The sequence below is a fragment of the Streptomyces niveiscabiei genome (assembly GCF_001419795.1).
In the GTDB taxonomy this organism is placed as follows: Bacteria; Actinomycetota; Actinomycetes; order Streptomycetales; family Streptomycetaceae; genus Streptomyces; species Streptomyces niveiscabiei.
Window position 1 is genome coordinate 1 of sequence record NZ_LIRL01000655.1, and the last position, 13382, is coordinate 13382.

Genomic DNA, 13382 nt, shown 5'->3' on the forward strand with positions numbered 1-13382 from the left:
CCGCCGGCTCCGGTCAGGCGCCGTGCGGGGCGCCGTTGACGAGGAGTTCGGTGGCGTCGAGGTACCGGCACCCCGAGGGGCCGGAGTCGGCCGCGCAGCTGACGCCGCGGTCGGCGGCCTGGTTGCCGAGCATGGTCAGCCGGACGTGGCGGACGTTCTCGCCGGTCCCGGCCGCGAGGGCCACGGCGTTCTGGCGGCCCGTGTCGGCCGGGCCGAAGTGCCCCTCGGCGGCGACGGCCCAGGAGGCGCCGTCCACGGACGTCTCGATCCGGTAGTCGCCCAGGGACGCGGTCAGGTCGTCCCCGCAGCCGGCCGTCGGGTCGATCCGCAGCTCGGTGATGTCCACGGCGGCGGGCAGCCGGACCGTGGTGTGCACCGGGTCGACGCCCTTGCCGTCNNCGACCCGTCGATCAGACCACCGGGACCGCACCCGGAGTCCCCGAAGTCGGGCCCGCTGAAGTCGGTGACCGAGGCCCCGCCGGAGGAGGCCGCCCAGTCGCGGCGCAGCCGCCAGTCGACGGCCGTGGCACCGGCGAGGGTGACGGTGCGCAGTTCGGGCTCGTAGCCGCCGCCGCTCGCGTACACCTTGCGGTACGTCCCCTCGGGGACGTCCGGGATGCTGTACGTGCCGTCCGCCCGGGTCACGGCCGACAGGTCGGCGCCGGGGAAGCCGGAGGCGTGGCCGCTGACGCTGACGGTGACCCCGGCGACCGGCGCGCCGGTCGCGCTGTCGGTGACCGTGCCGGCGAGCGCGCGGCGCGGGGCGTCGGGGCCGGGCGGCAGGGAGAAGTCCTCGTCGGGCTTGACGTCGGCGCTCGTGAAGGACGCCGCGAAGTAGCCCATGCCCCGGCCCGCGAACACCGTCCAGATGCGGTCGTGGGCGCGTCCGCCGTTGACGACGGTGTCGGCCTGGAGGATCGCGTTGCGCTGGTCGAGGAAGCTCGGGTCGGCCGGTGACAGCTCCATCGCGCGGGTCACCAGCGACCGGGTGAGCGTGCTGCCCAGCGCGGTGCGCAGGTCCCAGAGGGTCTCGCCCCAGATCTCGCCGTCGGCGTGCACCCCGGGACCGTTGCCGATCTTCCCGTAGTCGCCGTAGGTGTACCCGCCCGGACCCGCGGTCCCGTCTCCGGGGCACCGGGGCGAGGTGGAGCCCACCGGGCAGTCCAGGCCCTGGGAGCGGGTGGGCGACTGGTCGATCCAGCCCGCCGGGTCGAGCGCGAGTTCGCCGTCGACGTCCCGCCGGTCCTGGCGCAGCCCCTCGGAGGTCAGGAAGTCGAGGGCGTACCAGTCGCTCCACGCCTCGCCCATGGCGCCGGACTGCATGCCGGTGAGGGTCGAGACGCCGTCGGCGTCGACGACCAGCCGGTTGGACAGGCCGTGCGTGTACTCGTGGTAGACGGTGGCCGCGTCGTCGCCCCAGTTGCCCTGGACGATCGGGTAGCCGTCTTCGGGGGCGGTCAGGTACAGCTGCATCGTGGGCGGCTGCCCGTCCGGCGGCGTGTTCATGTTGGCGTTGTTCACGTGGTCGTTGTCGGGCAGCCCGTTCTGTACGGCCGCGCCGTCGTCGGTGTGGGTCTCGACGGCGTCGCCGTCGCGCCCGTCGAAGTTGCCGGCGGCGCGGGTGAAGCCGATCGGGGCGGCTTGCAGGTGGTTCTGGAACGTCGACATGAAGTAGAAGACCTGCGCGGCGTTCTGCTCGCGGTTCGTCCGCCACGAGTACGGCGTCTTCGCGTCCCACGAGCACGGCACGGGGGTGCCGCAGCCGTCTGCGGCGAAGGGCTTGAAGGGGAAGGCGAACGTCCCGTCGGCGGCCGGGGTGATCTCCTCGCCCGCGTCCGCCTCGTTGTTGTCGTTGACGTCGCTGTAGACGTGCGCGGCGGGCCCGGACAGGGTCTTCGCGTCCGCCGGGAGCCAGCCCCGCAGGGTCAGGTCGCGCGGGTACTGCCGGCCGCCCCGTACGTCACCCGGAGCGTGGTCCCAGGCCAGCACCTGCCCGGCGACCGGGAGAGCGCGGGGCGCGGACGGCGCCGGCCGCCCGGTACCCGGCACCGACGCGGACACGCCGGAGTCGCGCAGGTCCGAGGACAGGCTCTGCCGGTGCAGGACCCGGCCGGTGTCCGCGTCGACGACGTGCAGCCACATCCCGTGGCCGTCGGGCGAGGTGACGGTCCGCCAGGCGCGGCGCACCGTGCCGTCGCCCGTCGCGAACGCCACCTGCTTGGCGGTGGCGTCGTCCGCGCCGACCGCCCGCGCCCCGGCGACGTCCCGCACGGCCGCGCGCTCGGCCTGCGCCGCGCTGATCCCGGCGGGCGCAAGGCTCGCCGGGAGGCCGCGCACAGGGGAGCCGGTCACATTGATCAGGCGCCCGTCGCGCGAGACGTTCGCCTTCACGCCATTGCCGAACACCGGGACGCCGTCGACGACTTGGACGAACGACAGGTGCCGGATCCCGGCGACGTCCGTGTACTGCTTGCGCAGCTTCAGGGCGCCGACCTGATCGGCGGTCAGGCCGAAGACGTCCGGGTGGGCCCGCAGATAGTCCCGCGCCACGGTTTCCGCGCCGGCGGTGCTGGGCGGCGTCAAGTACCCGTCCGTCCGGGCCACTTGACGTGCCGTCCCGGTGGCCGGGTCGAGTTCGAGCACACCCTGCGCGCCGAGCTGCTTCACCAACGCCCGTACGCCGGGTCGCTGTTCGGCCTGCGTGAGGGATGCGTCCTGGCGGATCAGGGTCTGCTGCGAAGGTACCGGCGGCGTCAGGGACGCCGGGGCGCCGCCGGGGTCCGCCGGGCCCTCGGGGGCCGCGCTCGCGGCGCCGGGCAGCAGGGTGACGGTCAGGGCGAGACCCGCCGTCGCCGCGAAGAGCGTCGCGCGAGTTCTTCGCGCGGAGGCTTTCGTCATGGGATGCCTCGTGGGGGAGAGGGAGGTGAACGGCCGTAGAGAACAGCCGAGTTGGATCTTCAACCTGTCAGTTCCCGTCCACCCACCGGAAGCCTGAAGTTTCAAGTTTCACAGAAAACTCACAGGCGACCGGGGTCGCCGCGCGCACCGAAGTGCCGGGCGCCGAGCGGCACTTCACCCCGGTCGCCGGTTTCAGGATGCTGTCACCGCCACGTCCACCGCTGGTTGGAGCCGCCGTTGCAGGTCCACAGGACGGTCCGCGTACCGTTCGCGGTGCCGGCGTTGTACGCGTCCAGGCACAGGCCGGACTGGGCGCTGGTGATGGTGCCGTCGGGGGTGACGTTCCAGCGCTGGTTCGTCCCTCCGTGGCAGTCCCAGACGACGGCCCGGGTGCCGGGAGCGGTCCCCGACGCCTCGGCGTCCAGGCACTTGCCGCCGAGGACGCGCAGTTCCCCGGCGTCCGTGCGGGCCCACTTCTGGCCGGCCTGGTCCAGGCAGTCCCACAGCTGGAGCTGCGTCCCGTTGGCCTGGGACGAGCCGGGCACGTCCAGGCAGCGCCCGGAGGCGGCGCCGACGACCTGACGGCCGGTCGCCGGCGGCGGGGTCGTGCCGTCGCCGGGCACGGACCCGCACGTGACCTGGGACCGTGAGATGCCGGTGCGGTCGGGCAGCGACGGGCACAGGAACTGCGTGTACCGGGTGTCCTCGTCGAGGAAGATCTTGAGCCAGGGGATCGTACGGCGCGTCACATTGGAGTTCCCCCACGTGGGGAAGCCGTGGCCGCCGCTGGTGAGCTCGATGTAGGCGCTCGGCGTGGTGGCCGGCATGCCGCCGTAGAGCCCGTTGAGATACGACGGCGTGACCGTGCCGTCGTCCCGGGCTCCCATGATCATCGTCGGGACCCGGAGCGTGGAGAGGTTCTGCGAGGGCGAGAAGGGCGCCAGCGGCAGGGCGGCCTTGAGGGACGGGCGCCGTTCGGCCGCGTTGATCGCACCGCCGCCGCCCATGGAGTGTCCGATCACGCCGAGCCGGCCGGGGTCGACGCGGTCACGGACCGGGCTGCGCTGGGTGAGGTAGTCCAGCGCAGCCAGCAACTGGGTGCCGCGGGCGGTGTCGTAGTCGTTGGGGCTGTTGGTGTCGATGCCGATGACGACGAACCCGAAGGACGCCAGCCAGGGCCCCATCCAGGCGCCCTCGGCCGCCCACTTCGCGGTGTAGCCGGGTACGGCCGCCACGGCGGCCCAGGTGCCCTGGCTCGTGTCGGTCGGGTAGTAGATCTTCCCGCCGTTGAAGCCGTTGCCGGGCGGCACGGTCAGCTCCGCGGTGGCGAACGTGCCCCGCTGGGCCGCGACACTGCTCACGGTGGGGTCGGGGCCCCGCTGATACGGACTGTCCGCCGGGGCCGCCGGCCGGGCCGAGGCCGGCTGGGTCGCCAGGAGCGCGGCGATCAGACCGGTCACGGCCGCGACCACGGCCGCGCGCAACCTGGTGCTCGGGTGCATCGTCCTGTTCCTCCATGCCTCTGTCGTGCCTGCGGGGTGCTGGATCGGATGCTGGATCGCTTGTGGGTCAAGATCTGTCGCGCTCATGACACGCGTGGATCAGTGCCCGGCCGGGGCGGCGCCTGCGGAACCGGCGCTCGTGACACCGGCGTAGACCGTGGCCTCCCGAGAAGTGGCGGCGATGCCGTTCGCGCCGTTGAAGAAGCGCCGGCCCCAGTTGCTGAGCCGGTTCGGGTCGAAGCCGGTCACCATGTCGAGGTACTGCACATCGCTGCCGTTGCCGCTCCACGACCAGCCGATGTAGCCGATGCCGAGGCGCTGCGCCGCAGCCATGATGGCGTCCTCGTCCGGGTTGCCGTCGGAGTGGTTGTCGCCGAACTCGCCCACGACGACAGGGAGTTTCGCGGCGACGAAACGGTTCAGGTAGTCGTTGACCTTCGCGGCCGTGTTGTAGACCCCGTACATGTGGACCGAGAAGACGGTGTTGCGGTCCTGGTCGGCCGCGAAGACCGACGCGGCGTTGTCCCGCATGACGTACGACCAGTCCTGCCCCCAGTTGGGCGCGTCCACCATGAGGGTGTGGTTGAGCCCGGCGGCGCGCAGCTTCTGGATGGCCGCCTTGGTGTCGGCGGTCCACCGCGAGGCGTTGAGGTTGCCGATCGGCTCGTTGCCGATGTTGATGACGACGTAGCTCTCCTGGCCGGCCAGGGTGCTCTTCAGGCTCACCCAGTAGTCGGCGGCGCGGGCCAGGGTGGTCGCTCCGCTCTGGTCGCCGTAGCCGGTGGTGTCGTGGACCTCCAGCACGCAGATGAGCCGGCTGCGCTTGCACTGGGTGACGACGTTCGCCACGTCGGCCGCGCTGTTGCGGGCCCAGCGGTCGCCGTTGGCGAGGACGACGCGGACGGTGTTGGCGCGCTTGGCCTTGATGGCGGCGATGGAGCTGATCTGCCCCGGGTACCAGGTGTGGGCGTGGTTGACGCCCCGCATGACGAAATCGTTCCCGTTGGCTTCGAGGAGCCGCCCGTTCTGCACGCGGAAGCCGGTGGGCACGGCCTGCGCCGGGGTACCGAGACCGAGCAGCGGGGCGAACAGGCCGAGAAGGGCGGCCGTGGTGACGGCCGCGCGGGTGGGGGATTTCATGGGGAACTCCCTTACGACGGGGACGGGACGGTGCCGGAATGCCTGACAACGATGTCGGGACGGGTGACGGCGAGCTGGCGGTGCGGTGAGTGCGGGGCTGCGCGCATGCCGGTCCCTTCCTGGGTTCGCTCGGCTGCATGGGAACGCTCCCACGGAGCGTAGGAATCGGTAGTTGCCCCGTCAAGGACTCCGTCGAAGCCTGATTTTCGGCGCCACCCGGACGTGCGAGTTCGGCTCGGCGGATGGATTGGCAAGAGTCACTTTCTCCCGCTTTTCTTCGAGGTGAGTGGGAACGTTCACATCACGCGACGGTGTGGACATCAGCTGGGCGGCGCAGGGGCGCCGGCCCCGCTCGCCACCCCCTTGCCGTCGACCACATGCGCAGCTACTCATCGTGCAGTTAACGTCACCTTCGGTGATCGTTGTGTGACTCGGCCAGTGGCTCTCCCGCGACCGGCCCCCTCGGCTGCACAGAGTGAGGTACGACATGTATCCGTCCGATCCGAGCAGGCGTTCCGTCCTCGCCGGGGCCGCGGCCGGTGCCGCGCTCATCGGTCTTCCGGCGCTCCAGGGGCGCGCCCTGGCGGTGGGCGCCAGGGGCAAGGCCGCACCTGCCACCCAGCCCTACCGGTGGGACAACGTGGTGATCGGCGGCACCGGATTCGTCACCGGCGTGGTGTTCCATCCCGCCGTACGGGGACTGGCCTACGCCCGGACCGACATGGGCGGCGCCTACCGCTGGGACGACGGCGCGGCACGCTGGGTCCCGCTGCTGGACTGGATCAGCCAGGCCGACCAGAACCTGCTGGGCGTGGAGTCCCTGGCCATCGACCCCGCGCGGCCAGACAGCCTCTACCTGGCCGTCGGCACCTACACCCAGCCGTGGGCGGGCAACGGCGCGTTCCTGCGCTCCGACGACCGCGGGGCCACCTGGACCCGCACCGACCTCACCGTGAAGCTCGGTTCCAACGAGGACGGCCGGGGTACGGGCGAACGCCTCCTCGTGGACCCGCGCGACGGCGACACCCTGTGGCTGGGCACCCGGCACGACGGCCTGCTCACGTCGACGGACCGGGGCGCGACCTGGGCCCCCGCGACCGGCTTCCCGCCCCGCCCGAACGCCACCGGCCAGGGCGTCACCCTCCTCGTCGCCGCCGAACGCGACCTCTACGCAGGCTGGGGCGACGGCGACGGCACCTCGGACGCGATCACCCTGTACCGCACCAGCGACGGCGGCTCCACCTGGGCACCCGTCCCCGGGCAGCCGGCCGGCCCGCAGGCCAAGATGCCGATGCGGGCCGCGTACGACAGCCGCGCCAAGGAGCTGTACGTGACGTACGCGAACGCCCCGGGCCCCAACGGCCAGTCGGACGGAAGCGTGCACAAACTGGCCGTCACCACCGGCACGTGGAGCGACGTCACCCCGGTGAAGCCGCAGGGCTCCGACGGCTTCGGGTACGGCGGTGCCGCCGTCGATCCGCAGAACACCGGCACCGTCGTCGTCTCCACCAACAACCGCTGGTCGTCGGGCGACACCCTGTTCCGCACCACGGACGGGGGCCGGACCTGGGCCTCGCTCGCGGACGGGGCCCGGCTGGACGTCTCGCAGACCCCGTTCCTCAAGTGGGGCAAGGACGCGCCGACGTTCGGGTGGTGGATCCAGATGACCGCCATCGACCCCTACGACTCCCAGCACATCGTCTACGGCACCGGCGCGACCCTCTACGGGACCCGCGACCTGACGAACTGGGCTCCGCAGATCCGCGGCCTGGAGGAGACGGCGGTGCTCTTCCTGATCTCGCCCCCCGCCGGCCAGGCACACCTGCTCAGCGGTTCCCGGGACATCGGGACCCTGTACCACGACCAGCTGACGGCCTCACCGGCCGGCGGCCTGGCGACCAACCCGATTTTCGTCACCGCGACGGGCCTCGCCCAGGCCGCCGCCAAGCCGTCCTACGTGGTCCGCACGGGGGCGGGGGACAACGGCAACGGCGCCTACTCCGACGACGGGGGACAGACCTGGAGCCCCTTCACCTCCCAGCCGGCCGCCGCGAAGGACGCGTCGGGACCCATCGCCGTCACCGCCGACGGCACCGTGCTGCTGTGGTCCTTCGTGCCCGGCGACGGTACGAAACAGCCGACACGGCGCTCCACGGACAACGGCGCCACCTGGGCGGACGTCCCCTCCTTCCCCGCCGGCGCCACACCGGTGGCGGACCCCGCCGACCCTGCGGTCCTCTACGCGTACGACACCGGCACGGGGACGCTGCACGCCAGCACCGACGCGGGCGCGACGTTCACGGCCCGGGCCACCGGACTCCCCTCCGGCGACGCCGGGTTCAAGGTGGTCGCGGCGCCCGGACGCTCCGGCGACCTGTGGCTCAGCGCCAAGGCCAACGGGCTGTACCGCTCCACCGACGGCGGCGCGACCTTCGCGAAGCTCGCGGGCTGCGAGGCCTCGTACACCCTCGGCTTCGGCGCGGCGGCCGACGGCGCCGCCTACCTCTCCGTCTACCAGGTCGCCACCGTCGAAGGCGTCACCGGCGTCCACCGCTCCGACGACGCCGCGGCGAGCTGGCGGCGTATCAACGACGACCAGCACCAGTGGGGGTGGCTCGGCGAGGCCATCACCGGAGACCCCCGCGAGCCCGGCACGGTGTACCTGGCCACCAACGGCCGGGGCATCCAGATCGGACGGCCCGCCTAGACGGGACGTGCCCGGCCGGAGAGGTCAGGGGCCGCTGTGTACGAAGGGCGCCCACAGGTCGGGGGCGTCGGGGAAGCGGTCGCGCAGCCGGCAGGTCGTCTCGTGCAGGGCGTGCGCGGCGCCGTCTGCCGTGGGGGAGTCGCCGAGGAGGCGGTAGAAGCGGCGGGCGGCCATGGCGGCGACGGTGTCGTCGACCGGCCAGAGGGTCGCGACGACGTGCCGGTAACCGGCGAGCTGGAAGGCGGACGCGAGATGGATCGCCTCGTCGGCGTGGAACACCCCGGCCTGCCCGGTCGAACACGCCGACAGATAGGCCAGCTCACCGGAGCGCAGCCCCAGCCTGCTGATCTCCGGAACGGGCAGCGGGGCGTCGTACAGATGCAGACGGTTGCGCGACGGCGTCACCGGGTGACCGCTGGCGTGGCACGCGAAGTGGACCCAGCCCGCGTCCGGCAGGGCCCGCAGCACCGCGTCCGCTGTGGCGTCGCCGTCGGTGAGCGCCACGGCGTCCGCACGGCCGGCGAGGAGTTGTGCCGCCTCGGTGGCGGTGCCGGTGAGGTCCGCCATGCCCGGGGTGCGGCGCATGGTGACGGCCAGCTGGGTGCGGGTCTCGGCCACCGGCCGGCGCCGGGCGTGCAGCAGGGCGCGGACGGTGGGCGTGTAGGAGCTGACGACCCGGTCCAGGGCGGACGGGCCGCCGCGCACCCCGGCCGCGTGCAGCGGCAGCAGGCCGAGGGGACCGGCGGGCACCCACCACACCCTCGGCAGCGGCCCGCCGGCGCTCGGCGGGCCGGTGTGCCCGAGGGCGGTCAGCACGGGGTCGGCGATCGTCTCCCACAGCCACTCCAGCAGCTCGGGCGTGGCCCCGCCCGACCCGACGTAGGTGACCACCCGGCCCTCCTCGCCGGGCACGGGTTCGAGGCCGGCCAGGGCGTGCGCGTGGGTCTCGGCGTCGTGGCGGGTGAGGTGGGGCAGGGGCACCCGGTCCACCCCGTCCGGTCGCAGGAGTACGGCGTCGCCCCCCAGCGAACTCACGGTGACGAGCACCACGGTGCCGCCCGTCGCGGCGCGCCGCAGGTCGGCGATGCGGGGCGGGCGCAGGAAGCCGGAGAATCCGGGCAGGTCGCGGATACGGTCCAGCAGGCCGTCCCACCGCTCGGTGATGTCGTGCGGTGAACGCCGCACAGTGCTCGCACCGCCGCTCTCGTCCCCGCTGCTCCACGACCGCCGGTCCAGCTCCGCCCCGAGCTGCTCGAACCGGTCCGCCAACTCGGGCGACACCGCCGCGAGTTCGGTGACGTCGCCGCGGGCGTCCAGCCGTCGCGAGAGGAGCACCCCCCGGCCCAGCTCGGCCAGTTCGACCGCGCCCTCGACGTCGCCGAGAGCGAGATGGGCGGCGGTGGCCTCGCCGACCAGGCCCCGGCTGCCGACGATGGCCTGCTCCTGGTCGGACCACGCCAGCCCCTGCGCGGCGCACTCCGGCAGCGCCTCGACCGCCGCGCGCAGCATCCGCGCGGCCTCGGGAAGCAGGCCCATGCTCAGCGCCAGCAGACCGATGTTCAGCTGCCCGGTGGCCCGGGACACCGGCGGCGCCGCGACGGCGGCCCGGGGCGCGGCCTCGACCAGCCGGGTCACCGCGTCCGCCGGGACGCCGTCGCCGCGTTCGTGCTGTTCCCGGTAGGCGACCGCCAAGTTCTGGAGGCGGTCCAGCAGTTCGGGCGAGTCCGGCGCGGTGGCGGCAACGGCCTGCTCGATGTGCTCGACCGCCTCGCGCAGGCCGGTCCCCGGGCCCGTGCCGGACTGGTGGCGGCGCAGCAGGGCACCGGCGAGAGCCGACGCGATCCGGGCCCGTTCCGGCGAACCCGGGGGAGCAGCCCCGAGGGCCTCGCGGCCCAGCACGATGCCGGCCTCCAGGTCGGCGAGGTCACGTGCGGCGTCGAACCGGTGCAGGAGGTGAGCGGCCAGGTTGGACTGGATCAGCCGCCGCTCGGCGGGCCCGGCGCGGGTACAGCCGAGGGCCTCGTGCCCGAGCGCGACGGCGGTGTCGAGGTCGGCGTGCTCCCGGCTGTGCCCGAACCGGGCGGCGTACGAACTGGCCAGGCTGTCCAGCCGGGACGCGCGCTGGAGGTGGCCGGTGCCCAGGGCCTCGACCGCCCGGTGCCCGAGGTCGATGGCGTGGTCCAGGTCAGCCCGGGCACCGAAGTGCTGGTACCTGTTGCGGTGGGCGACCGACAGGTTGCCCAGACACGTGGCGCGCTCCTGCGCGCCGGTCCCCGGGTCGGCCAGCGCCTCTTCACCGGCCTCGACACACCGGTCGAGGTCGCCGGGGTCGCCGGTGCGCCGGTAGCGCATGCCGTAACCGGTCGCGAGGTTGATCAGGGCGGCGCCCCTGAACTCCGGCGAGGCGAGGCGCAGCGCCTGCTCCGACAGGTCGACGACGGCGTCGAGGTCGCCGGAGCCGCCCCGGTGGTCGTAGCGGGCGTGGTGCGCCTCGGCCAGCCGGCTGAGGATCCTGCGCCGGTCCGGGTGGCCCGCCGGGCAGGCCGACAGGGCCTGTTCGCCGCGGGCCACGGCGGCGTCCAGGTCCGCCGGATCACCGGCGCTGCGGTACCGCTCCACGTGGTCGGCGCTGAGGTCGGCCAGCACACGGGGCCGCTCAGGACCGCCGGGGGCCAGCGCGGCCACGGCCTGCTCGCCGTACGTGACGCAGGCGTCGAGGTCGGCGACGTCACCGCTGATCCGGAACCGCCGCGCGAAGGACTGGACGGTCAGCCTCAGCAGCACGGGCCGCGAGGAGTGGTCGGCGCCGGTCGCCGCCAGGGCGCCCGTGATGTGCCGGATGGTCGCGTCCGCGTCCTGCGGCGCCCCGGAGAGGTCGAAGCGATCGTTGTAGAGCGAAGCGAGGTCGATCAGGAGGTCCCTGTGGTGCGAGGGGCCGGCCGGAGCCTCCGTCAGCGCGCGCTCGGCGCGCTCCACGGCGCGGTCGAGGTCCTCGGGCGCCCCGCTCTCGCGGAACCGGTCGCGGTAGCCGACGACCACCTGACTCAGCACCACGGAGCGGTTCCAGGAGTCCGGCGCCGGAGCGGCCAGCGCCCGCTCGTACCACTCGATCATCGCCTCCCGCGCCGCCGCGCCCCCGCCGCCCTCGGAGTGGCGCTGAAAGGCGAGCCCGAGCCGGAACAGCGCCTCGGTGTGGTCGTCCGTGCCGGGCTCGGCGAGCTTCAGGGACTCCTTCGACCGGGTGACGGCGGCCTTCAGGTCGGCCGGGTCACCGGCCCGGGCGAACCGCGTGACACGGCGCTCGGCGAGCTTGTTGAGGACCTTCGGGTACTGCGGATCGTCCCGGGGCACGGCCGCAGCCGCCTTGTCGCCCCACTCGACAGCGGCGTCCAGGTCGCTGCCGCGCCCCGTCATCTGGAACAGGAACCGCAGGCCGTCGCTCAGGGCGCTGTAGCCGATGCCCCGGTTCGGATCGCCGCGCGGCGCCCGGGCCACGGCCCGCCGGAGCGCCTCGACGGCCGCCCTCAGCGTCACCGGGCTGCCCGACTCGTTGGCCCGGTACAGGGCGGGGACGGCCTCGACGAGCTCGGCGTCGACGGCGCGGGCGTCCCGGCCGGGTGACGGAGCCGGCGCGTCCTTCTTCTCGGGCTTCCGGTTCCTCCTCCACCGCATACTGTCAGCCTAGCCGCGTCCTAGAGTTCACGGTATGACCGACGAACGACAACTGCCGTACTGGCGAGCCCAGTTGATCACCAGTCTGGAGGGGCTCGGTGCCCTCGGTGCGGAACTGCGGGGCAGCGACGGGCAGTTCCCGGCGGACGCGCTCGCGGAAGCGGACGAACTGCTGGCGAGAGCACGCCGGGCCATGGACCAACTCGGGCCCGCTCACCCGCCGTTGGACGCCGACGCGCTCCGGGCGACCCGGACACGCGGGGGCCTGGACGCGCTGACGGTCGCCTACACGGTGGGCATCACCACGCTCGTCCTGCCGTTCGTCCAGACGCTGGCACAGCGCGCGGGCGAGGACGCCTACCGGACACTCATGAAGCTGATCGGCGGGCGGGGCCGGGAGCCTCGTCCCGACCGCATCGTCCTGGGCGATCGCGAGACCGAGGTGCACGTCACGGTCGACACCCGCGTCGACGGCACGGCGCTCGCCGCGCTCCAGCACGTCGACTTCACGGACGAGGCACTGCGTGAGGCCACGCTCCGCTGGAACCCGGACCGCGGCGCCTGGGAGGCCGAGCCGGGACGCCCCCAGGTCAGCCTGTGGCTGCCGGGCGACCCGCTCGACGAGGACTGGGACCAGGACGGCGCGGGCCCGTCGCGCTGACCGCACCCCGCTCGACGCCGTCACGAAGCACGGTGGTGCCCGGCCGGGGTCTCCTCGTGGTCGTGGGCGATGGTGCGGGCGATCCGGTCGGCGAGCGGGGTGACGACCGGGATGCCGAAGGTGACGTACAGGGAGCCGTGGGTCAGGTCGCCGAGGGCGTAGAGGCGCCGGTCGGGGTGTCGGCCGGGGCCGACGAGGCGGTTGGTGCCCGGCTGGACGGTGAGGCCGCCGAAGGGATCACGGACGGCGAGGCCATGGCCCACCAGGGAGGCGATGAGGTCGCGGGCGTCGCGGGGGGTGTCCCGGACGGCGGGGGTCGCGGCGTTGACGACCCAGTGCGCGGTCGTGGCCGTGGTCCGGGTGGCCACGGTGAAGTGGTCGCCGGTGACGCCGACGGCGTGGATGCCGGGCAGGACCTGGAGCTGCCCGGCGGCGGCCAGGGCGTCCAGGAGGCGGGCGTTGACGGCGGGCATGGGGAAGCCCAGGGCCATGAAGGTGTGGTGGTGGCGGGCCAGCAGGCGCCGGCGGTCGTCGGGAGGCAGCAGGACCCACGCCTGCTGGCCGATGACGGGGATGGCCTGCCGCAGCAGGTCCAGGTCATGGTCCGGCCGGTGCAGGCCCTCGCGCAGCCGGGTGAGCGGCGCGGCGCGGCTGGCGAGTTTGCGTGCCGTGGCCTGCGGGGCGTGGCCGGCGGTGCGGAGTTCCTCGCGGATGAGGGTGACGAGGGCGTCGAGGCTGTACCGGTGGCGGTGGTGGAGGTCGGCGATGCGTTCGGGGGTCAGGTGCTTCAGAGGGCGGGGGG

General features: G+C 73.6%; 6 protein-coding genes and 2 pseudogenes. 2 read left to right on the forward strand and 6 right to left on the reverse strand.

All coding sequences use genetic code 11. The features are described 5' to 3' along the window. Positions 1 to 13: 13 nt before the first annotated feature. From AOK24_RS51285 to AOK24_RS29480, 4 genes and pseudogenes are all read right to left on the reverse strand, one after another. Positions 14 to 397: pseudogene (locus AOK24_RS51285) on the reverse strand (M36 family metallopeptidase); the annotation flags it as partial. Between the two features lie 2 nt (positions 398 to 399). Beyond that, positions 400 to 2898, reverse strand: a pseudogene (locus AOK24_RS29470) (M36 family metallopeptidase); the annotation flags it as partial. 203 nt (positions 2899 to 3101) lie between these two features. Then, positions 3102 to 4400 (reverse strand): poly(ethylene terephthalate) hydrolase family protein, encoded by a 1299-nt coding sequence (locus tag AOK24_RS29475; protein ID WP_055723090.1) that lies wholly within the window; start codon positions 4398 to 4400, stop codon positions 3102 to 3104. Positions 4401 to 4499: 99 nt separating this feature from the next. Then, a complete protein-coding gene (locus AOK24_RS29480; protein ID WP_079057051.1) occupies positions 4500 to 5540 on the reverse strand; it encodes a glycoside hydrolase family 5 protein in 1041 nt (346 codons plus the stop codon). A 487-nt stretch (positions 5541 to 6027) separates the two neighbouring features. Between AOK24_RS29480 and AOK24_RS29485 the strand changes: the two genes are divergently transcribed. Next, the gene (locus tag AOK24_RS29485; protein ID WP_055723091.1) at positions 6028 to 8247 is read left to right on the forward strand and encodes a sialidase family protein; all 2220 of its coding nucleotides are present in this window, start codon (positions 6028 to 6030) and stop codon (positions 8245 to 8247) included. Between the two features lie 24 nt (positions 8248 to 8271). Here the strand turns inward: AOK24_RS29485 and AOK24_RS29490 are convergent, their stop codons facing one another. Further along, positions 8272 to 11919, reverse strand: coding sequence for a CHAT domain-containing protein (locus tag AOK24_RS29490; RefSeq protein WP_055723092.1), 3648 nt, complete (start codon positions 11917 to 11919; stop codon positions 8272 to 8274). A gap of 34 nt (positions 11920 to 11953) precedes the next feature. Here AOK24_RS29490 and AOK24_RS29495 point away from each other — a divergent pair, with 34 nt between their 5' ends. Beyond that, the gene (locus AOK24_RS29495) at positions 11954 to 12580 is read left to right on the forward strand and encodes a hypothetical protein (protein ID WP_055723093.1); all 627 of its coding nucleotides are present in this window, start codon (positions 11954 to 11956) and stop codon (positions 12578 to 12580) included. Between the two features lie 20 nt (positions 12581 to 12600). Here AOK24_RS29495 and AOK24_RS29500 read toward each other — a convergent pair. Then, positions 12601 to 13382: FAD/NAD(P)-binding protein (locus AOK24_RS29500; RefSeq protein WP_478078774.1), on the reverse strand; the 782-nt coding region annotated here is incomplete at its 5' end.